The 20,496-nt window shown below is 62.1% G+C and carries 18 protein-coding genes; 16 read left to right on the forward strand and 2 right to left on the reverse strand.

Annotated elements, in window-relative coordinates; all coding sequences use genetic code 11:
- Nucleotides 1–261 precede the first annotated feature (261 nt).
- The 11 genes from AX756_RS18745 to AX756_RS18795 all read left to right on the forward strand — a co-directional run bounded on the left by AX756_RS18745 (nt 262) and on the right by AX756_RS18795 (nt 12,646).
- Nucleotides 262–1,557 carry a (Fe-S)-binding protein gene (locus AX756_RS18745; RefSeq protein WP_068315343.1) on the forward strand — a complete coding sequence of 432 codons (1,296 nt, stop codon included), beginning with the start codon at nt 262–264 and terminating at the stop codon, nt 1,555–1,557.
- Between the two features lie 5 nt (nt 1,558–1,562).
- Nucleotides 1,563–3,158: an anaerobic glycerol-3-phosphate dehydrogenase subunit A gene (gene glpA, locus AX756_RS18750; protein ID WP_068315447.1), complete on the forward strand. Its 1,596-nt coding sequence runs from the start codon at nt 1,563–1,565 to the stop codon at nt 3,156–3,158.
- Complete coding sequence (gene glpB / locus AX756_RS18755; protein WP_068315345.1) at nt 3,155–4,429, forward strand: glycerol-3-phosphate dehydrogenase subunit GlpB; 1,275 nt, start codon at nt 3,155–3,157, stop codon at nt 4,427–4,429. Before glpA ends, glpB begins: the two co-directional genes overlap by 4 nt.
- A gap of 638 nt (nt 4,430–5,067) precedes the next feature.
- Nucleotides 5,068–6,804, forward strand: coding sequence for an ABC transporter substrate-binding protein (locus AX756_RS18760; protein ID WP_068315348.1), 1,737 nt, complete (start codon nt 5,068–5,070; stop codon nt 6,802–6,804).
- 141 nt (nt 6,805–6,945) lie between these two features.
- Nucleotides 6,946–8,010, forward strand: coding sequence for an ABC transporter ATP-binding protein (locus AX756_RS18765; RefSeq protein ID WP_068315351.1), 1,065 nt, complete (start codon nt 6,946–6,948; stop codon nt 8,008–8,010).
- A gap of 7 nt (nt 8,011–8,017) precedes the next feature.
- The gene (locus AX756_RS18770) at nt 8,018–9,103 is read left to right on the forward strand and encodes an ABC transporter ATP-binding protein (protein ID WP_068315353.1); all 1,086 of its coding nucleotides are present in this window, start codon (nt 8,018–8,020) and stop codon (nt 9,101–9,103) included.
- Nucleotides 9,100–9,963, forward strand: coding sequence for a carbohydrate ABC transporter permease (locus tag AX756_RS18775; protein ID WP_068315356.1), 864 nt, complete (start codon nt 9,100–9,102; stop codon nt 9,961–9,963). The genes AX756_RS18770 and AX756_RS18775 overlap by 4 nt, the downstream gene beginning before the upstream one ends.
- An 11-nt stretch (nt 9,964–9,974) precedes the next feature.
- Entirely contained in the window at nt 9,975–10,772 is a 798-nt protein-coding gene (locus AX756_RS18780) for a carbohydrate ABC transporter permease (RefSeq protein WP_068315358.1), read from the forward strand.
- Nucleotides 10,772–11,050 (forward strand): DUF2160 domain-containing protein, encoded by a 279-nt coding sequence (locus AX756_RS18785; protein ID WP_068315361.1) that lies wholly within the window; start codon nt 10,772–10,774, stop codon nt 11,048–11,050. Before AX756_RS18780 ends, AX756_RS18785 begins: the two co-directional genes overlap by 1 nt.
- 65 nt (nt 11,051–11,115) lie before the next feature.
- Nucleotides 11,116–11,508: a BlaI/MecI/CopY family transcriptional regulator gene (locus tag AX756_RS18790; protein ID WP_068315364.1), complete on the forward strand. Its 393-nt coding sequence runs from the start codon at nt 11,116–11,118 to the stop codon at nt 11,506–11,508.
- Entirely contained in the window at nt 11,498–12,646 is a 1,149-nt protein-coding gene (locus AX756_RS18795; RefSeq protein ID WP_068315367.1) for a M56 family metallopeptidase, read from the forward strand. Before AX756_RS18790 ends, AX756_RS18795 begins: the two co-directional genes overlap by 11 nt.
- A 225-nt stretch (nt 12,647–12,871) precedes the next feature.
- On the opposite strand, the gene AX756_RS18800 is transcribed toward AX756_RS18795, so the two are convergent.
- The gene (locus tag AX756_RS18800; RefSeq protein WP_197431092.1) at nt 12,872–13,849 is read right to left on the reverse strand and encodes a LacI family transcriptional regulator; all 978 of its coding nucleotides are present in this window, start codon (nt 13,847–13,849) and stop codon (nt 12,872–12,874) included.
- A gap of 248 nt (nt 13,850–14,097) precedes the next feature.
- Here AX756_RS18800 and AX756_RS18805 point away from each other — a divergent pair, with 248 nt between their 5' ends.
- From AX756_RS18805 to AX756_RS18825, 5 genes are all read left to right on the forward strand, one after another.
- Nucleotides 14,098–15,339 (forward strand): ABC transporter substrate-binding protein, encoded by a 1,242-nt coding sequence (locus tag AX756_RS18805; RefSeq protein ID WP_068315371.1) that lies wholly within the window; start codon nt 14,098–14,100, stop codon nt 15,337–15,339.
- A gap of 99 nt (nt 15,340–15,438) precedes the next feature.
- Nucleotides 15,439–16,317 carry a carbohydrate ABC transporter permease gene (locus tag AX756_RS18810; protein ID WP_068315374.1) on the forward strand — a complete coding sequence of 293 codons (879 nt, stop codon included), beginning with the start codon at nt 15,439–15,441 and terminating at the stop codon, nt 16,315–16,317.
- Nucleotides 16,314–17,195: a carbohydrate ABC transporter permease gene (locus AX756_RS18815; protein ID WP_068315376.1), complete on the forward strand. Its 882-nt coding sequence runs from the start codon at nt 16,314–16,316 to the stop codon at nt 17,193–17,195. Before AX756_RS18810 ends, AX756_RS18815 begins: the two co-directional genes overlap by 4 nt.
- Before the next feature lie 4 nt (nt 17,196–17,199).
- Nucleotides 17,200–18,312: an ABC transporter ATP-binding protein gene (locus AX756_RS18820; RefSeq protein WP_068315379.1), complete on the forward strand. Its 1,113-nt coding sequence runs from the start codon at nt 17,200–17,202 to the stop codon at nt 18,310–18,312.
- A gap of 28 nt (nt 18,313–18,340) precedes the next feature.
- Complete coding sequence (locus AX756_RS18825) at nt 18,341–19,027, forward strand: D-lyxose/D-mannose family sugar isomerase (protein WP_068315382.1); 687 nt, start codon at nt 18,341–18,343, stop codon at nt 19,025–19,027.
- Nucleotides 19,028–19,309: 282 nt separating this feature from the next.
- Here AX756_RS18825 and AX756_RS18830 read toward each other — a convergent pair whose 3' ends face one another.
- On the reverse strand, nt 19,310–20,485 hold the full coding sequence (locus AX756_RS18830; protein WP_068315385.1) for a thiolase family protein: 1,176 nt from the start codon (nt 20,483–20,485) through the stop codon (nt 19,310–19,312).
- Between the last annotated feature and the right edge of the window lie 11 nt (nt 20,486–20,496).

A 20,496-nucleotide genomic window follows, 5' to 3' on the forward strand; every position in this document is an offset into this window, starting at 1 on the left:
CAAGGGGGCTTCCTCACTTGTCAGCGCGGAGCGTTGCGCACTGGCCCGTGCCGCCGTTCGGATGGGCGCAGCCAGGCGCAGTGCCACCAGATACTGCCGGTCGTTAAAGCCCCGAATCCCCCTCCTGCCAGGCCGGGCGGCACTCGAGACACACATGTGCTGCCCATGCATCCGGACAGTTGAGAGACTTGGCCGCATTCTTTTTTCGGAATGTCTGAGGTACCGTGGGCACTGAACCGCTTCAGCTGTGGGGAAACACGCATGGGCGCACATTCTCGCGAAAACACACTCGACTTCCTGCAAGTCGCCAAGGATCTGCTCCCGAGCGGCGCCAGCTATGACGCTTGCGTGGGCTGCGGCATTTGCGCCTCGGGCTGCCCGGCTTCCGGGCTCTTCGGGATGGATCCGCGCCGCTTCATCAACATGGCCATGCTGGGCATGAACGAGGAGCTCTCGACCACTCCATGGGTCTGGGCCTGCACGCAGTGCAAACGCTGCGCCTATCTCTGCCCGATGGGGATCGACGTATCGCTGCTTGTCGGCGCTGCACGCGGCGCCTGGCCGACCGAGGACAAGCCGAGCGGGATCGTGCGTTCCTGCGCAGCGCAACGGCTCGATGAGAGCACCAGCGCCATGGGGCTGATGTCGGAGGATTTCGTCGAGATCGTCGAGGAGACGGTCGAGGAGTTGAAGGAGAACGACTCCCGCTTCGCGGACCTCAAGGTGCCGATCGACAAGAAGGGTGCGAAATTCGTCATCAATCAGAACTCCAGGGAACCCGCCACGGAGCCCGAGGAAATGGCGCCGCTCTGGAAGATCCTCGACTATGTCGGTGCAGACTGGACCTATGCCTCCAAGGGCTGGGCGGCCGAGAATTTCTGCATGTTCACCGGCGATCTCGATGCCTGGAAGGACATGGTCGAAACCCGCGTCAACGCCATCAACGCGCTCGAATGCGAAACCTGGATCAACACCGAGTGCGGGCACTCTTTCTTCACCCTCTGGGCGGGGATCGAGAAATTCGGGCTGGAGGCCAATTTCGAGGCGGAAAGCCTTGTCACCTACTACGCCCAGTGGATCCGCGAAGGGAAGTTGCCGGTCAATTCGGACTGGAACAAGGGCAACCTCAAATTCACCGTGCAGGACCCTTGCCAACTGGTCCGCAAGTCCATCGGCGATCAGGCGGCGGACGACCTGCGCTTCGTGGTCAAGACGCTGGTGGGCGAAGAGAATTTCATCGATATGCAGCCCTGCCGAAGCGCGAATTACTGCTGTGGCGGCGGTGGCGGCTTCCTGCAGGCGGGCATGTCCAAGGAACGCCGCGCCTATGGAAAACGCAAGTTCGACCAGATCATCGCCACCGAGGCGGACTATGTGCTGACCCCTTGCCACAACTGCCATTCTCAGATCGATGACGTGGGCGAGCACTTTGGCGGCGCCTATACGGTGACGCATCTGTGGACCCTGATCTGCCTGTCGCTCGGTATCCTCGGCCCGGATGAACGCAAGTATCTTGGCCCCGACCTGGCAGACATCAATCTTCCAGAAGGAACATGAACGCCATGGCCAAACGGATTCACGAAGCCGACGTTCTTGTCATCGGTGGCGGTGCCACCGGGTCTGGGGTCATGCGCGATCTTGCGCTGCGGGGGATCACCTGCCTGTTGATCGATCGCAAGGATCTGAATGCCGGGGCGTCCGGCGGCAATCACGGGCTGCTCCATAGCGGTGGTCGCTACGCAGCCGCGGATGCCGAGACAGCCGCGGAATGCATGCGCGAAGGTGAGATCCTCAAGCGGCTCGCGCCGGAATGCATCGACGATTGCGGCGGGGTGTTCGTTGCGGTCGAGGGCGATGACGTGGACTTTGCAGCGCGTTTCCCAGAGCATTGCCGCGTCGCCGGCATCCCCTGCGAGCCCCTGACTGCGGCCGAGGCGCGCGAGCGGGAACCGGCCCTGCCGGAAGGGATCATCGCAGCCTACGCGGTGCCCGATGCCACGATCGACCCGTTCCGGGTGGTGCTGGAAAATGTAGGCCATGCAGAGCGGCAGAACGACAGCCGCTATCTCCCGCACACCGAGGTCGAGGCATTCGAGATCGTCGACGGCACGGTCATCAGCGCGCAGTGCCGCGATCGCAGAAGTGGCGACCCGATCGAGATTCGTGCCCGGCAGTTCATCAATGCCAGCGGCGCCTGGGCAGAGAAGGTCGCACGCCTCGCCGGTTGCAAGGATGTCAGCCTGCTCTACTCCAAGGGTACCTTGCTGATCAGCAATACCCGGGTGACCAATGGCGTGGTCAACCGGCTGCGCCTTCCTGATGACGGAGACATACTTGTGCCGGGTGGAACGGTCTCGCTGCTTGGGACCTCTTCGGTCACCGTCGAGGATCCGGACGGCGTTGCGCCGACGATTCCTGAGGTGGACCGCATCCTTGCCGAGGGCGCCGCGATGCTGCCGGTTCTGAACGAGACCCGCTTCGTGCGGGCCTTTTCGGGGGTCCGGCCGCTGCTGAAATCCGCCGGGAGCGAGGCGGACGGACGCAAGGCCAATCGCGGTTTCGCGCTGTTTGACCACGAGGATCAGGGCCTCACGAATTTCGCCACGGTGGCGGGCGGCAAGTTCACGACCTTCCGGCTGATGGCCGAGAAGGCGGGCGACCTTGTGGCACAGCGGCTTGGCAATGCCGAGCCCTGCAAGACAAATGTCGAGCCTTTGCCCTCGGGCGACGCGTTGCGCTGGACCGAACCCGGGGCCGCCGCGCGCGACTGGTTCAAGCGGTCAGATCCGACCGACATGATCCTCTGCGAATGCGAGATGGTGGCCCGCTCCGCTGTCGACACGATCCTGCAGGACGCGCCGGGCGCCGAGGACCACATGAGCCTCAAGGCAATCGCGCTGCGCAGCCGGATCGGCAAGGGCGCCTGCCAGGGGGCATTCTGCTCGATGCGGGTCACGTCCTATCTCTATGATCGCGGCGTCTATGACAGCCCGGACGGGCTGCGCCTGATGCGAGAGTTCGTGCAGGAACGCTACAAGGGCGTCCGACCGGTTCTATGGGGCGCACAGATGCCCCAGGCAGAGCTTGCGGAGATCCTGCATTGCGGACTGGCCGGTATGGACCTGGCGGCGGATGAAGACGGGGGCACGGGCAAATGAAACGAGGAACCCGCCGGATCGAGACGCAACTGGCCGTCATAGGCACCGGAATCGCCGGATTTGCCGCGAGTATCTTCGCCTTGCAACGCGGGCTGGATGTTGCGCAGTTCGGCCACAGCGGCGCGATGGCCTATACCACCGGGTATCTCGACCTGCTTGGCGTACACGACCAACGCGTCCGGACCGACCCCTGGGCGGCACTGGACGACCTGCGCCGGGACGAGCCGCACCATCCGATGAGCGGACTCGGCAATCAGACCATCCGCACCGCCTTCGACGGATTCACCGATGCGCTCGGTGAAATGGGGATCGGCTATACCAGGGCCGGCGAGCGCAACCTGTCGGGGCTGCTGCCCAACGGCATCGCCAAGCCGACGCTCTCTGTGCCGGACACCATGCTGGCAGGCATCACGGCATTGGAGACCGGCGCAAGGACGCTGGTGATCGATTTCGACGGGTTGCAGGGGTTCAGTGCCAAGGCTTTCGAGGTCAATTTCGCCGAGCGATGGCCGGCCCTGCGCTCGGCGCGGCTGACCTTCCCGGGTATGGAAAACCGCCAGGTCTTCCCCGAGGTTCTGGCACGGTCGCTGGAGACACGGGCGACGCAGGACGCGCTGGCAGAGGCAATCCGGCCGCTGCTGAACGGCGCGGAATATGTCGGACTTCCAGCGATCCTCGGCATGCACGCGCCCGATGCGGTTCTGGCACGGATGCAAGAGGCGATTGGTGTGAAGCTCTTCGAAATCCCGACCATTCCGCCAGCCGTACCGGGGATCCGGCTGCGCGAATGCTTCGAGCGGGCCTTCCCGGAGATGGGCGCAAAGCTGGAGCCGCAGCTCAAGGTCGCAAATGTCGAGTTCGGCGTCTCGGGCGCGACCTTGTACCTGCACGGACCGATGGAGGACCTACAGGTCGAGGCCTCCGCGGTCCTGCTCGCAACGGGTCGGTTCCTGTCCGGCGGGTTGCGATCCGATCAGCATCGCCTTTCGGAGACCCTGCTAGACTTGCCGATCCGGCAGCCCGAGGGGCGGCAGGAGTGGTTTCGCCGGGAATATCTCGATCCGCGGGGGCATCCGGTCAACCGGCTCGGGGTGGAGGTCGACAGCACTTTCCGGCCCATCGGGCCGGATGGCGACCCGGTACATGAAAAACTCTTCGCGGCCGGCGCAATCCTTGCGCATCAGGACTGGGCGCGGCAGCGCTGCGGTGCCGGCTTGGCCATTGCGACCGCCTACAGTGCGACCGAGGCCGCCACAGCTGCGCTTGGCTGACCGGGCAAGACGCATTATTTCGCGGCCGAGGGAGGTGCCAGATCTGACAGGGGCTGCTGCGTTAGACCGGCAGGAAACTGGCTACTTGTCCATCAAAGGTGGAGATAAGAACAATCTGGCAGCGCCCTCGCAATTTGCACAGACCACTCGGATTTGGGCAGCCGCGGCCGCCTGGAGAAAGCTCTAGGGAAGATTCTCGTAGGCCAGCATAGAGGGTGTCACCATGCGCCGCGCACCCCCATGGGTCCTTTACGCAAGCCCTCGCTCCAACAGCCCGACCAAATCTCGCCGGCTGGTTTGTGGTGAAACGTCGAGTGCCGGGCCAAATTCTCGGTTTCCACCGAATCTTCAGCGCGAAGGAGATCGAGAATCGTTTGTTGCCTGTCGGTTCCGATCATTGGACCTCACACCGCTTTGAAGCACGTCTTATCCGCGCCAAACACCGAGAGAACTTCTCGTTTCAAGCTCGTACGGCCTTGATCGAACAATTTCAAAAATAAAAATATATATCTAAATCAATTATTTGAATTGATGTCGGCCGCCTACTAAGAATTTAGTTTGACAACTCTCATCTTCGTATGGGCATGATTTCCTTACCGGCAACGACCGGAATAGCGTTCATCAGGGAGGAGACCAGGATGCGCACATACCTGTTGGGAGCGGTTGCGCTCCCGGCCGTTCTAGCCGTGCAAGCGGCCTATGCGGACGAAGCGGCTGCCACGAAATGGATCGACGAAGAATTCCAACCATCCGTGCTGTCAAAGGAGGAGCAACTCGAGGAGATGAAGTGGTTCATCGCCGCGGCTGCGCCCTTCAGCGGCATGGAAATCAATGTTCTGTCGGAAGGCATTCCAACCCATTCCTATGAATCCGAGGTGCTGACCAAAGCATTCGAGGAAATCACCGGCATCAAGGTGAACCATCAGATCCTGGGCGAGGGAGAGGTTGTCCAGGCAGTTCAAACCCAGATGCAGACCAAGCGGAATCTCTATGACGCTTATGTCAACGATTCCGACTTGATCGGCACCCATTCGCGGCTGCAACTCGCCTATAACCTGACCGACTGGATGGCGGGAGCGGGCGCTGACGTGACCAACCCCGGTCTCGATCTGGACGACTTCATGGGAATCCAGTTCACCACCGGTCCGGATGGCAAGCTCTACCAGCTGCCCGACCAGCAATTTGCGAACCTTTACTGGTTCCGCAAGGATTGGTTTGACCGCGAGGATCTCCAGGCTGCGTTCAAGGAGAAGTATGGCTACGATCTCGGCGTACCGGTGAACTGGTCCGCATACGAGGACATCGCCCAGTTCTTCTCCGAGGATGTGAAGGAGATCGACGGTACAACGATCTACGGCCACATGGACTACGGCAAGCGTGCGCCGGATCTGGGCTGGCGGATGACCGACGCCTGGCTTTCGATGGCAGGCGCCGGATCTCAGGGCGAGCCGAACGGTGTGCCGATCGACGAATGGGGCATTCGCATGGAAGCGGGTTCCTGCAACCCGGCCGGCGCCAGTGTTTCCCGCGGTGGCGAAACCAACGGTCCGGCTTCGGTCTACGCGATCCGCAAGTGGGACGAGTGGCTGCGTGCCTACGCCCCGCCGGGTGCGGCCTCCTACGACTTCTACCAGTCGCTGCCGGCGCTCAGCCAGGGCAATGTCGCCCAGCAGATCTTCTGGTACACCGCCTTCACCGCCGACATGGTGAAGCCGAAGTCCGAAGGCAACAACACCGTGGATGACGAAGGCAACCCGCTCTGGCGGATGGCGCCGTCGCCGCACGGCCCTTACTGGGAAGAAGGCCAGAAGGTTGGCTACCAGGACGTGGGTTCCTGGACGATCCTCAAGTCCACGCCTGAAGATCGCGCCAAGGCGGCCTGGCTCTATGCCCAGTTCGTCGTCTCCAAGACCGTCGACACCAAGAAGTCGCATGTCGGTCTGACCTTCATCCGCGACAGCTCGGTGCGCCACGAGTCCTTTACCGAGCGTGCACCGAAGCTGGGTGGCCTGGTCGAGTTCTACCGCTCGCCGGACCGCGTGGCATGGTCGCCCACCGGCATCAACGTGCCTGATTATCCGAAGCTCGCGCAGCTCTGGTGGCAGCAGATCGGTGACGTGAACTCGGGTGCCTTCACCCCGCAGGAAGCCATGGATCGTCTCGCCAGCGAGATGGACCAGGTGATGGCCCGGATGCAGGCTGCCGACGAGCAGGCCGAAGTCTATGGCGGCTGTGGTCCGCGCCTCAACGAGGAGATGGATCCCTCCGAGTGGCTCGGCAAGCCTGATGGCCCGAAGGCCAAGCTCGACAACGAGAAGCCGCAAGGCGAGACCGTGAACTACGACGAGCTGGTCGCGCGCTGGGCCGCCCAGTGACCTGACATCTTCTCGGGCCGGTGCATGGACCGGCCCGGGGCTCCCCAGATCGCCCGCTTTCGCGGCGGGCGGTCGCCTCTCTTCCCCTCAACATTCTGCGCCGTGCGGGCTCGGCTCCGACGCAGGACGGGCACGGAAAAAATGACACTAGACCTCAGAAACGTGACCAAGCGAGTCGGCGCCAATCTCCATATCAAGGAGACGAGCCTGACGCTTGAAACAGGGCATTTCAACGTGCTGCTCGGCGAGACGGGCGCAGGGAAGACGTCGCTGATCAAGCTTATGGCCGGACTCGATCCGTTGGCCTCCGGCCAGATCCTGATGGATGGCGAGGACGTTTCGAAGCTGAGCACGCAGAAGCGCAACATCAGCCTCGTGCACCAGTTCTTCATCAACTACCCGCACATGACGGTTTTCGACAATATCGCCTCGCCGCTCAAGGTGGCCGGCATGGCGAAATCCGAGATCCAGGGACGTGTCGAGGAGGCCGCCGATATTCTCCAGCTGCGCCCGATGCTGCTCCGTCGCCCGCATGAGTTGTCGGGAGGCCAGCAACAGCGCACGGCGCTGGCCCGCGCAATTGCCAAGGAGAGCCGCGCGGTCTTTCTCGACGAACCGCTGGCCAACCTGGACTACAAACTCCGCGAGGAGCTTCGCGACCAGCTTCCAGAACTCTTCGCCGGCCGTGGCGCCGTCGTCGTCTACGCAACCTCGGAGCCCGAGGAGGCGCTGCTGCTGGGCGGGATGACCGCCCTGATGCATGACGGCCACGTCACGCAGTTCGGCCCAACAGCCGAGATCTATCGCAAGCCCGCAAATGTGATCTCCGCGGATGTCTTCTCGGACCCGCCGATCAATATCGGCGAGATCTCCAAGCAGGGGAACGAGGCCGTCCTGAACGGCCACGCACGCTGGCCGCTGGAAGGCGAGGCCGCCGCATTGCCGGACGGCTCCTATACCGTGGCGATCCGCCCGAACCGCGTCCTGCCGCGCCGCACCGAGACCGCCAATGTCCGGCTGACCGGTACCGTTCTGGTCACGGAGCTCAGCGGCTCCGAAAGCAGCGCCCATTTCCACTTTGGCGACAGGAACTGGGTTTCGCTCTCGGCCGGGGTCTTCCCCTTCGAAGTCGGCCAAGAGCAGGAATTTTTCATGGAACCAGCGCATTGCCACTATTTCGGCGCTGACGGCATCCGGGTGGCGTGAGGACGACATGGCCAAGATAACACTCTCCAACCTGCGCCACAGCTATTACCCGGACCCGCAAGGGCCGGATGATTACGCGCTCAAGATGATCGATCTCGACTGGAACGACGGCGGGGCCTATGCGCTCCTCGGCCCGTCGGGTTGCGGGAAGTCCACCCTTCTCAACATCATTTCGGGGCTTCTTGTCCCGTCCGAAGGCCGCATCCTCTTCGACGATAAGGACGTCACCGAACTGGCCCCCACTGAGCGCAACATCGCCCAGGTGTTCCAGTTCCCGGTAATCTACGACACGATGAGCGTGCGCGACAACCTCGCCTTCCCGCTGCGCAATCGCGGGGTGGACGAAGCGACGGTGACCCGCCGGGTGGCCGAGATCGCCGAGATGCTCGAGGTGACCGATATCCTCGACCGCAAGGCCGCCGCGCTCTCGCCCGACAACAAGCAGAAGGTCTCGATGGGCCGCGGTCTGGTGCGTGAGAATGTCAACGTGGTGATGTTCGACGAGCCGCTGACGGTGATCGACCCGCACCTGAAATGGAAGCTGCGCTCCAAGCTCAAGGAACTGCACCAGCGGGTCCGTGCGACGATGATCTATGTCACCCATGACCAGACCGAGGCGCTCACCTTTGCCGATCAGGTCGTGGTGATGCAGGACGGCGAAATCGTCCAGATCGGCACGCCCGTCGAGCTGTTCGAGCGTCCGGCCCACACCTTTGTCGGCCATTTCATCGGCTCACCGGGCATGAACATTCTGCCTTGCGAGACGCAGGGCGGCGCCGCGATGTTCCGTGGTCAGCACATTGCACTCGAGGGCGAGATCGTGCCCGGCGACGGCACCCGCACCGAGATCGGCGTGCGGCCCGAATTCGTGACCCTTGCCGAGAGCGGCGTAGAGGCTGTCGTGCGCAAGATCTCCGATGTCGGCCGGCACATCGTTGTCGAGACCCTGATCGGCGAGGACCGCGTTGCGGCGATCGTCAAGGACAACGCGCCAGAGAAGGGCGAAACCGTGCATCTGAATTTCCGGCCCGACCGCACGCGGCTCTATCGCGACGGCTGGCTGGCGACGACCGCAGGGGAGGCGGCGCAATGAAAACCGTAAACCAACGCGCATGGTTCCTCGTGCTGCCGGTGTTGTTCCTGGTGGCGTTCAACGCGCTGATCCCGATGATGACGGTGGTCAATTACTCGGTGCAGGAGACTTTCGGCGATAACCTGTTCTTCTGGGAAGGGCTGGGTTGGTACGAACAGATCCTGCGGTCCGACCGGTTCCACGCCGCCCTTGGCCGGCAGTTCATGTTCACTGGCCTGATCCTTTTGATCGAAGTGCCGTTGGGCATCATCATCGCACTTTCCATGCCACGTCAGGGCTTCTGGGTGCCTGTCTGCCTGGTGCTGATGGCGCTGCCGATGCTGATCCCGTGGAATGTGGTCGGTGCGATGTGGAATATCTTCACTCTGCCCGATATCGGCCTGCTGGGGTATTTCCTGAACCACACACTCGGCATCAATTACGATATGACACAGGATCCGCTTGCGGCCTGGATCACCATCGTCACGATGGATGTCTGGCACTGGACTTCGCTCGTGGTGCTGTTGGCCTATGCGGGCCTCGTCTCGATCCCCGACGCCTATTATCAGGCGGCCAAGATCGACGGCGCTTCCAACTGGGCGGTGTTCCGTTTCATCCAACTGCCGAAGATGAAGAACGTCCTGACCATCGCGATCCTTTTGCGCTTCATGGACAGTTTCAACATCTACACCGAACCCTTCGTGCTCACCGGTGGTGGTCCCGGCAACTCGACCACGCTGCTGTCGATTGACCTGGTGAAAATGGCGCTTGGGCAGTTCGACCTCGGACCGGCGGCCGCCATGTCGCTCATCTATTTCGCAATCACTCTTGGCGTCAGCTGGCTGTTCTACACGCTGATGACCAAAGACGACCTGAACTGAGGGAGGGCAAGATGCAGAAACGATCCATCATTCCCATCGTCTACATCCTGTTCCTGATGCTGCCGATCTACTGGCTGGTGGCGATGAGCTTCAAGACAACCAACGAGATCCTCTCTGGCTTCTCGCTCTTCCCCCAGACCTTCACCTGGGAGAACTACATCACCATCTTTACCGATCCAACGTGGTACTGGGGCTATATCAACTCCATTCTCTACGTCTCGATCAACACGGTGATTTCCGTGATTGTGGCGCTGCCGGCAGCCTATGCCTTCTCGCGCTACCGTTTCCTCGGCGACAAGCACCTCTTCTTCTGGTTGCTGACCAATCGTATGGCGCCGGCTGCGGTCTTTGCACTGCCCTTCTTCCAGCTCTATTCGGCGGTCGGGCTTTTCGACACGCATCTCGCAGTCGCGCTGGCGCATTGCCTTTTCAACATCCCGCTGGCGGTCTGGATCCTTGAAGGCTTCATGTCCGGCGTGCCCAAGGAGCTGGACGAGACGGCCTTCGTCGACGGCTATTCCTTCCCGCGCTTCTTCACCACGATCTTCATCCCGTCGATCAAGGCCGGCGTGGGCGTGGCGGCGTTCTTCTGCTTCATGTTCTCCTGGGTGGAACTGCTGCTCGCCAAGACGCTGACCGCAGTGGCGGCCAAACCGATCGCGGCAACGATGACCAAGACGGCCTCTTCGGCCGGTTATGAGCTCGGGCTTCTGGCTGCGGCCGGAACGCTGACGATCATCCCCGGCGCCATCGTCATCTATTTCGTCCGCAATTACATCGCGAAGGGCTTCGCGATGGGGAGGGTGTAATCATGAGCTGGATGGCATGGACTTGGCCAACGGCCCTGTTCTTCATCGGGATTTTCTCGGCTATGGGTGTCCTGACCCTGCTTGAGCTTCGCTATCCCGGCGGACAGGAGCGCAAGGGCGTCTTCGGGCTGGTGACAACCCGCGGGGATCGCCTCTTCATGACGATCCTGGGGGGGATCTACATATTGCTGGCCGGCCTTGGGTTGTTTGGAATGCCACTCTGGTGGCCCCTCGCAGTCGCATTTGCTTGGGCAGTCTTCTGTTTCTGGAAGGTTTAAGCGTATATCGGAAATAGGATAGAGGCGGCCCTTCCTCCCCCGCGCCGCCCGCACTTGGAGCCGACATGCGAAAACGTCAAGAGAGCGGTATGCTGACAGAGGTCGAACTGGAGTTCATGAACGTGGTCTGGGAGACCGACGGCGGTACGGTGCGCGATATTCACATCGCACTCAACCGCGAGACGGAGCGGGCCTATACGTCGGTGGCGACCATCCTGAAGATCTTGGACCAGAAGGGATATCTCACGTCCACAAAGGTCGACCGTTCGCTCGTCTACCGCCCGGCCGTGCCAAAGGTTGCCTACCAGAAGCAGACGCTCAAGAACCTGTCCAACAAGCTCTTCGACTCTACCCCCTCCGCGCTTGTTGCCAGGTTGGTGGATGATGATACTCTTTCAGATGACGCTTTGGAAGAAATCCGAAACCTGGTGAACAAGAGGCTAGAGGATGGCGGCTGAAGGCATCCTGAATGCGTGGATAGACGCGAATATCTTGCTGCTCGTGCTGGTTGCGGCCTGGTTGCCCTTGCGTCGTGTCCTTGCGCAAGGTTGGCTTGGCCAGGCGCTTATGGGGCAGGCGCGCGCGATGGAATGGATCTTCATCTCGGTGGTCGTGGCGCCCTTCCTGGCGCGGCTGGTGTCCAGCCCCGCAGCCGGACAGTTCAATCTATCCGACCTTCTCGTCGCCCAGTACCTGGACGGCAACGTCGAAATGAGCGCCACCCAATTCGAAACGCTTCTGGGCCTCCGGGCAGACCTCACCGACGCTTTCCTTCTGCAGCAGGCCCCTTGGGCACAAGGGCTTCTTGTCCTGCTTCTGCTAGGATTGTTGGTTTCGGTCGCGCGGCTCGGCCTTGCGGTTCTGCGCCTGCGTCGAATGTTGAACCGTGCGCATGTCTGGCGTCGGTTCGGCCGGTTGGAGCTCCTGATCTCAGACGACGCCAATGTACCGTTTTCGACCTGCGGCTTGCGCCGTCGGTTCGTCGTGTTGCCGTCCGATGCGGTTGCGCATGGGCAGGACCTGCATTTCACACTGGCACATGAGTTTCAGCATCTGCGACAGGCTGACCTTCTGCACGAGTTTGCCGTCGAAGCGCTGCGGCCGTTCTTTTTCTGGAATCCGGCGTTCCATATCTGCAGCCGCCAGTTGCGGGAGCTGCGCGAAATGGCCTGCGACCAGGCACTCACCCTGCGTCGCCCGGTCGAACTCGGCGGCTATTGCCGCAGCCTGATCCGTGCTTGCGGCCGGGCCCGTGCGGATGGCGCGTTGTTTATTCCCGTTGGACCGGCTGTTGGCTTTGTCGATTCCCGGCACGGGACGGCGCTTAACAGCCAACTTGGGCGGCGGATCGTGGCATTGACGGGCCGGACCCCGTCGCCGTTGGGGCAAAAGACATGGAAAGCTATCGGCTTGCTGCTTTGCGCGTTGCTCGCGCTTGGTGCCGTGCTCATGCGTAGCCCGACCGGCTGGAGCCATGACCGCATCATGCTCAGCACGATCGTCAACCTCGAGCGTTTGGACGCGCGCAACGCATCTCAGCCTCGACTGTCCGGCTCGTTCGTTCCGACAGACACAGCGCCACTGGCACGAGAATAACCCCGCCTCAGCATCTCTCAACCCGTCGCGGTATAAATGAGCGGAAGATCCACTTAGAAAACGGCTCGAAACTGTTCAGACAAACCGCGCCACCTCTGTCACGTTCGCCCCACGGTTCCTGCTCCACCTTCAAGATGCTGAGATTTGGAGCACCGAAGCGAATCCCGGGCCGTTGCGTCCATCGATCCCGTCTGGCGGCCACAATGAGAGCGGCTTTGATCTTGATCACTCGAACAGCGGCTTTGCAGATTGCAGGGTCATTGGAGCCCGAACAGAGGGTTCGGACAGCGTTGTGAGCAGGTGTTGCGCCATCAGGCGACCAGCCTGCTCTACATCCTCCTGAATCGTGTCTGCATCCGGATCGATCTGAGAAATGACGCCCGAAATCGACTTCGAAACCACCCGAAGATCCCGGCCGATAACAAGTCCGCGTTTCTGGCAGGCGCTGCGGATTGCAAGGTATGACGCCTCGCCGGGGCACAGAAAACCGTCTGGTCGGTTCGGCCCATCCAGAATGCCACAGGCCCAGTCGCGGATTTCGTCTGCTGGAGTGTCAAGCGTGATGCTTTCCGGAACCAGAGTGTCGACCCCGAATTCCCTGACGGCGCGCATGAAGCCATATTGCAGATGTTGCCGGAAGGTGAGTGTTCTCGGGGGCAGGATCGCACAGACGTTGCGACAGCCCTTTTCGATCAGGCGCAGCGTTCCCCGATAGGCGAAGTCCTCATTGTCGAAATCGACCCAGGAGTGCTCCTCCGTGAAGTCCGTTCGGCCATGACTGACGAAAGGAAACCCGTGCTCCATCAGGAAGCGGACACGAGAATCGAAGGGCGCGGTTCTGGTAAAGATGACGCCGTCTGCCTGCCGGTTGACGACGATATGCCGGATCGGGGCCAATTGGTCGGTATCGTCGAAATGCGGCGTGACGACGAGATTGTAGCCACTGCCTTCAAGCGCTGTCGTGAGGCCGATCAGGAGCGCATTTCCGAAACCGAGGACTTCGAAATGCGGATCGAGGATGAGGTTGATGACCATGGTCCTGCCGGTGCGCAGGCGCCGGGCGGCGCGGTCTGGCTCATAGCCGATCTGCCGGGCGATCTCGGCCACGCGCCGGCGTGTGGCCACGGCGATCTTGGGATCCTCCGCCAGGGCACGGGACACCGTCGCCACTGCGAAACCCGACAGGTCTGCGATGGTCTTCAAGGTGGGGCGATCTGCCGCTGTCTTTGGGGCCGCTGGGGACGGCGCGTCCGATCGCATGTCTGAGGCCCTCATTTGCAAGGTTAAATCGATGCACATTGTTGCACTTTCAATCGAGCACGTCGAGCGTATGCATCAAGAAACCGATTGTAAAAAAGGTGTTTGCGCCAACGGTGTTGACAGGCGAAAAAAATTGAATCGTTATAACAACGCAACAAGACACTACGCCTATGTTTCATTGGGAGGAAAACATGAAACTCAAGCTTGCCCTGTCCATGACCACCGCTCTGGCCCTTGCGGCATCGGCCGTATCGGCCGCCGAAGTGGAGGTCCTGCACTGGTGGACCGCCGGCGGCGAAGCCGCGGCGCTCAACGTGCTCAAGGAGGATCTCGAAAGCAAAGGTGTGACCTGGAAGGATATGCCGGTCGCCGGCGGCTCCGGTGTCGAGGCCATGACCGTGCTGCGCGCCCGGGTGACCTCGGGCAATCCGCCGACCGCCGTGCAGATGCTGGGCTTCGACATCAAGGACTGGGCGGCCGAAGGCTTCCTCGGGGATCTCGGCGACGTCGCGGAAGCCGAAGGCTGGAGCGAAGTGGTCCCGCCGGCGCTGCAGGAATTCTCGAAGTACGACGGCAAGTGGATTGCCGCCCCGGTGAACGTGCACTCCACCAACTGGATGTGGATCAACAAATCCGCGCTGGATGCCGCTGGCGGCAAGGCCCCCGAGACATGGGAAGAACTGATCGCCGTTCTTGACGCGATGAAGGCCAATGGCATCATCCCTCTCGCGCATGGCGGACAAGCCTGGCAAGACGGCACGGTGTTCGACTCGGTCGTGCTCGGCCTTGGCGACGACTTCTACAAGGCCGCCATCATCGATCAGGACCCGGACGCGCTCAGCAGCGAGAAGATGGTCGAAGCCTTCAAGCGCATGGAAGTGCTGCGCGGCTATTTCGACGAGAACTTCTCTGGCCGCGACTGGAACCTGGCCTCGGCCATGGTCATCAACGGCGAGGCTGGCATGCAGGCCATGGGTGACTGGGCCAAGGGCGAGTTCGTGAAGGCCAAGCAGGTTCCGGGCGAGGATTTCGTCTGCATCCGCTTCCCGGGCACGCAGGGTTCGGTGCTTTTCAACTCCGACCAGTTCGCGATGTTCGACGTGTCCGAAGAGCAAGTTGAAGCACAGAAGATGATGGCATCCGCGGTCATGAACCCGGACTTCCAGGTCGCCTTCAACCTGGTGAAGGGCTCGGTGCCGGCGCGTACCGACATTCCCGACACCGAGTTCGACGCGTGCGGCAAAAAAGGCATGGCCGATCTCGCCGAAGCCGCCGCGAATGGCACGCTGCAAGGCTCGATGGCCCACGGCCACGGTGCCAGCTCGAACATCAAGTCGGCCATTTTCGACGTCGTCACCGCGCATCTGAACGGTGAATACGGTGCTGAAGAAGCCGCCGAGGAACTCGCCGCCGCTGTTGAGGCCGCGAAGTAATCCCGTCAAGGGCGCGCGCTCCTTTCCCTCCTCCCGCGCGCGCCAAATCTGACTGGCGGGCCCCGTGGCCTGCCAGTCGCACTTCCCGAAGGGGGTCCCATGAGAGACCGACTGCAGGAATGGGTGCCGCGTATCGTGCTCGCGCCCAGTTTCGTGGCTGTGCTGATCGTCGTCTACGGCTTCATCCTCTACACCGGGTGGCTGTCGATGACGAATTCGCGGATGCTGCCAAATAACGAGTTCATCGGCCTTGCCAACTACACCAAGCTTTTCGGGTTGAAACACTGGAGCATCGCGCTGACAAATCTGGCGATCTTCGGGACGCTCTATATCCTGATCTCCAGCGTGCTCGGTCTTTTCCTCGCCATCCTGCTCGACCAGCAAATTCGGACTGAAGGCTTCATCCGAACCGTCTATCTCTACCCGATGGCGATCTCCTTCATCGTTACCGGCGTGGCGTGGAAATGGTTCCTCGATCCCGGCATCGGGCTTGAAAACACCATGCATCAATGGGGCTGGGAGAGTTTCGAGTTCAAGTGGATCAAGGACCGCGATTTCGCGATCTACACCATCGTCATCGCCGCGATCTGGCAAAGCTCTGGCTATGTCATGGCCATGTTCCTTGCCGGTCTGCGCGGCGTCGACAACGAGATCATCAAGGCCGCGCAGGTCGATGGCGCCTCGGGCTTCCTGATCTACCGCCGGATCATCATCCCGATGATGCGCCCGGTGTTCCTCTCCGCCTTCGTCGTGCTGACCCACCTCGCCATCAAGTCCTACGACCTCGTCGTGGCGATGACCGGCGGCGGCCCGGGCCGGGCGACGGAAATGCCCGCGACCTTCATGTATTCCTACACGTTCACCCGCAACCAGATGGGGGTCGGGGCAAGTTCCGCGATCATCATGCTGATAATGATCTTCTCGATCATCATCCCCTATCTCTACAGCGAAATTCGGGTGGGGGCCGACAAGCGATGAGCCATTCATCCCAAGACAACGCCATTGAATCCGGCCGGCTGGTGCGGGCGCTGATCTACACGCTGCTGATCTTCTTCGTGATCTACTACCTGCTGCCCCTCTGGGTGATGGTGGCCAACTCTCTAAAGACGCTTGACGAGATCCGGGGCGGCGACATGCTCGCCCCGCCGAAGGATATCACCTTCGAGCCGTGGCGGCAGGCCTGGTCAAAAACCCAGATCGGCGTCGAGGCGACGGGGCTCAAGCCCTATTTTCTCAACTCGATCATCATGGTCGTGCCGGCGGTGTTCCTGTCCACCTTCCTCGGCGCGCTGAACGGCTACGTGCTGACGAAATGGGCCTTCCGCGGCTCCAACCTCATCTTCGGCCTGATGCTGCTGGCCTGCTTCATCCCGTTCCAGATCGTGCTGATCCCGATGGCGCGCATCCTCGGCATGCTCAACCTCGCCGGCACCATTGGCGGGTTGATCCTTGTGCACACGGTCTACGGGCTCGGCTTCACCACGCTCTTCTTCCGCAACTACTACGCGGCCTTCCCGACAGAGCTGGTGCGGGCAGCCCAGATCGACGGCGCGAGCTTCTTCCAGGTGTTCTGGCGGATCCTGATCCCCTCTTCGGGGCCGATCATCGTGGTCACCATCATCTGGCAATTCACCAATGTCTGGAACGACTTCCTCTTCGGGGCGTCTTTCTCCAGCTACGATTCAACGCCCATCACCGTGGCGCTGAACAACCTGGTGAACTCCTCCACGGGGGTGAAGGAATACAATGTCCATTTCGCCGGTGCGATCCTCGCGGCCTTGCCCACCCTCATCGTCTACATCGTCTCCGGACGCTACTTCGTGCGTGGCCTCATGGCCGGCGCCGTGAAGGGATAAGCCCATGGCCTCTCTGACAATCGACAAACTCATCAAGAGCTTCGGCGCCGTCGAAGTGCTCAAGGGGATCGACCTTGAGATCGAGGATGGCGGCTTTCTCGTCCTCGTCGGCCCTTCTGGCTGCGGCAAGTCCACGCTGCTCAACTGCATTGCCGGCCTGGAAAAGACGACCTCCGGCGAGATCCGCATCGGCGAGCGCAACGTGGAGGGGCTCCACCCCTCCAAGCGCGACATCGCCATGGTGTTCCAGAGCTACGCGCTCTACCCCAACATGACCGTGCGCGGGAACATCTCCTTCGGCATGGAGATCCGCGGCGTCGACAAGGCCGAACAGGAGAAGGCCATCCAGGAAGTGGCCGACATCCTGCAGATCGGCGAGTTGCTCGACCGCAAGCCCTCGCAGCTCTCCGGCGGACAACGGCAGCGCGTCGCCATGGGCCGCGCGCTTGTACGCCATCCGCAGGTCTTCCTTTTCGACGAGCCGCTCTCCAACCTCGACGCCAAGCTGCGCGTCGACATGCGCACCGAGATCAAGCGGCTGCACAAGCGCATGGGCACCACCATCGTCTATGTCACCCATGACCAGATCGAGGCGCTTACGCTGGCGACGAAGATCGCCGTGCTCGAAGCCGGCTACCTGCAGCAATTCGGTACACCCGACGAGATCTATAACGATCCCAACAACATGTTCGTCGCCGACTTCATGGGCTCACCTTCGATGAACCTGATCGATGGCACGCTGGTTGAGCGCGATGGCGCGTTGGAAGTGCAGATCGCAGGCCATGGCGGATCCTCCATCTCCCTGCCGGTTCCGGACGGTGCCGAGATGCGCAAGCATGTCGGAGGTCCGATCGTCTTCGGCATCCGCCCCGAGGCGATGACCGACCCCGACGGTGCCGACCGCACTTCGCCGCATATCGAGACGCGCGACTGTTACATTGAAGTCAGCCAGCCTGCGGGCTCTGACACCTTCGCGCTCACACCGCTTGGCGGCAAGGAGTGTATCGCCCGGTTCCGCGCCGATGCCCGCATCGAGCTTGGCGCTTTCTCTCCGATTTCCTTCAACATGACGAAAGCGGTGTTCTTCGACCCGCAGACGACCGGGCGCATTCGATAAGCGCCCGGGATTCCAAAGGGGACCTCCCATGAAACGCTCCACCATCAACGAAATCATGGCCGCGGCCGACGAGATGATCCGCCACTACGGATTTGTCCTTCCGCCCTTTGCCTATTGGACCCCGGACGAATTCAAGGCCAGGGCCGGGACCGCGCGTCGGCTGATTGACGCCCGCATGGGCTGGGACATCACCGATTACGGACAGGGGGACTTCGAGAAGCTCGGTCTGTTCCTGTTCACCCTGCGCAACGGCGAACTGGCCGATCTGCAGCGCGGCGGCGGCATGTGCTATGCCGAGAAACTGCTGATCTCGCGGCAAGACCAGATCAGCCCCTGCCACACCCATGTGATCAAGGCCGAAGACATCATCAACCGCGGCGGCGCCACGATGGCCATCGAGCTCTACGGCTCGGATGGGGACGGCAATTTCGACGAGACCGCCGGCGGCACGGTGATGTGCGACGGCATCGCGCGGGACTTCAAGCCGGGCGAGGTGTTGCTGTTCCAGCCGGGCGAGAGCGTGACGCTGATGCCGGGCGACTGGCATGCCTTCTGGGGCGAGGGCGGTGATGTCCTGATCGGGGAGGTCTCGACCGTCAATGACGACCTGACCGACAATATCTTCCGCGCGCCAATCGGACGGTTTGCCAAGATCGAGGAAGACGTCGACCCGACTCATCTGCTGGTCAGCGACTACGATATCTGGCTGAAATAGGCTCGGCGGACGCCCACCCGCCTGCGCACGGCGCGGGTGGGCGGGTTCTGTGCCACGCGGAGGTGCAGGATTGGCGGCTGTCGATCTTGCCTGTGCTGATCGCGGCCTTCCTGCCGCAAGAGCCCGGCAGAAGGCGCCCGCGATCCATGGAGCTATTCAGGGGAAACTGAATACAAGGCTCCAAAAGCTGGCGTCCCGCGCGCTTCCATTTCGGCATGTGACGAGAACAACACGCTGCCCCATCTGAATTGGTCCACCGTTACGTCTGGTGAACAGAGGACGTCATAGCAGCTCTATCAAACCGGCCGCGCCCTGTCCGCCACCGACGCACATCGAAACGACGCCATAGCGCGCAGCACGGCGCCGGCCCTCCAGCAGCAGATGTCCCGCCATACGTGCGCCCGACATGCCGTAGGGGTGACCGATGGAGATCGCGCCGCCGTTGACGTTCAGCCGTTCGGCCGGGATTTTCAGCCGGTCGCGACAATAAACAAGCTGGGCGGCGAAGGCCTCGTTGATCTCCCAGAGGTCGATATCCTCCACGCGCAACCCGGCCCGTTCGAGCAGGCGCGGCACCGCCACCACGGGGCCAATTCCCATCTCCTCCGGGGCAACCCCGGCCACCGCGAAACCGCGCAGCGCACCGAGTGGCTCCAGCCCGCGCCGGGCGGCCTCGGCGGCTTCCATCACCACCAGCGCCGCCGCGCCGTCGGAAAGCTGGCTGGCATTGCCCGCGGTCACGGTCTTGTCGTCGCCCATGACGGGCGGGAGGCGGGCCAGCCCCTCGGCGGTGGTCGCGGCCCGATTGCACTCGTCCGCCTCCAGCCGCACCGCCTCGCTTCGCGTCTCGCCGGTTTCCTTGTCGGTGACCTGCTTCACCACATCCACTGGCACGATCTCGTCTGAGAAAACACCCGCGGCCTGCGCCCGTGCGGTGCGAAGCTGGCTTTCCAGTGCATAGGCATCCTGCGCCGCGCGGCTCACGCCGTAGCGGGCGGCCACGATCTCGGCCGTCTCCAGCATCGACATGTAGTAGCCGTCGCACACCGCCGGGTCGCGGTAGCGATAGGCGTTCCAATGCTTTTCCTGGACGAGCGAAATGCTCTCCAGCCCGCCGGCCAGTACCACGTTCGCCCCCTCGGCGGCGACCATGTGGCCGGCCACCGCGAGCGCGTTGAGTCCCGAGGCGCATTGCCGGTCGAGCGTGACGCCCGCGACGCTATCGGGCAGGCCGGAGGCCAGCGCGATATGGCGCGCGACATTCACGCCGGTCGAGCCCTGCGTAAGGGCCGAGCCGAAAGCGGCATCCTCGATCTCGCTACCCTCCAGCCCGGCGCGGGCCACGGCGGCACGCACCGCGTGCGCGGCAAGGCTCGGCCCTTCGAGATTGTTGAACGCGCCGCGATAGGCCTTGCCGATGGGCGTGCGGGCGGTGGAAACGATAACAGCTTCGCGCATTGGGTCTTCCG

This window comes from Aliiruegeria sabulilitoris, from assembly GCF_001558155.1.
In the GTDB taxonomy this organism is placed as follows: Bacteria; Pseudomonadota; Alphaproteobacteria; order Rhodobacterales; family Rhodobacteraceae; genus Tropicimonas; species Tropicimonas sabulilitoris.

Bases quoted from the DNA above. Each gene is read 5' to 3' on its own strand.
- AX756_RS18745 (WP_068315343.1), top strand. From the start codon at position 262: ATGGGCGCACATTCTCGCGAAAACACACTCGACTTCCTGCAAGTCGCC.
- glpA (WP_068315447.1), top strand. From the start codon at position 1,563: ATGGCCAAACGGATTCACGAAGCCGACGTTCTTGTCATCGGTGGCGGT.
- glpB (WP_068315345.1), top strand. From the start codon at position 3,155: ATGAAACGAGGAACCCGCCGGATCGAGACGCAACTGGCCGTCATAGGC.
- AX756_RS18760 (WP_068315348.1), top strand. From the start codon at position 5,068: ATGCGCACATACCTGTTGGGAGCGGTTGCGCTCCCGGCCGTTCTAGCC.
- AX756_RS18765 (WP_068315351.1), top strand. From the start codon at position 6,946: ATGACACTAGACCTCAGAAACGTGACCAAGCGAGTCGGCGCCAATCTC.
- AX756_RS18770 (WP_068315353.1), top strand. From the start codon at position 8,018: ATGGCCAAGATAACACTCTCCAACCTGCGCCACAGCTATTACCCGGAC.
- AX756_RS18775 (WP_068315356.1), top strand. From the start codon at position 9,100: ATGAAAACCGTAAACCAACGCGCATGGTTCCTCGTGCTGCCGGTGTTG.
- AX756_RS18780 (WP_068315358.1), top strand. From the start codon at position 9,975: ATGCAGAAACGATCCATCATTCCCATCGTCTACATCCTGTTCCTGATG.
- AX756_RS18790 (WP_068315364.1), top strand. From the start codon at position 11,116: ATGCGAAAACGTCAAGAGAGCGGTATGCTGACAGAGGTCGAACTGGAG.
- AX756_RS18795 (WP_068315367.1), top strand. From the start codon at position 11,498: ATGGCGGCTGAAGGCATCCTGAATGCGTGGATAGACGCGAATATCTTG.
- AX756_RS18805 (WP_068315371.1), top strand. From the start codon at position 14,098: ATGAAACTCAAGCTTGCCCTGTCCATGACCACCGCTCTGGCCCTTGCG.
- AX756_RS18810 (WP_068315374.1), top strand. From the start codon at position 15,439: ATGAGAGACCGACTGCAGGAATGGGTGCCGCGTATCGTGCTCGCGCCC.
- AX756_RS18815 (WP_068315376.1), top strand. From the start codon at position 16,314: ATGAGCCATTCATCCCAAGACAACGCCATTGAATCCGGCCGGCTGGTG.
- AX756_RS18820 (WP_068315379.1), top strand. From the start codon at position 17,200: ATGGCCTCTCTGACAATCGACAAACTCATCAAGAGCTTCGGCGCCGTC.
- AX756_RS18825 (WP_068315382.1), top strand. From the start codon at position 18,341: ATGAAACGCTCCACCATCAACGAAATCATGGCCGCGGCCGACGAGATG.
- AX756_RS18830 (WP_068315385.1), bottom strand. From the start codon at position 20,485: ATGCGCGAAGCTGTTATCGTTTCCACCGCCCGCACGCCCATCGGCAAG.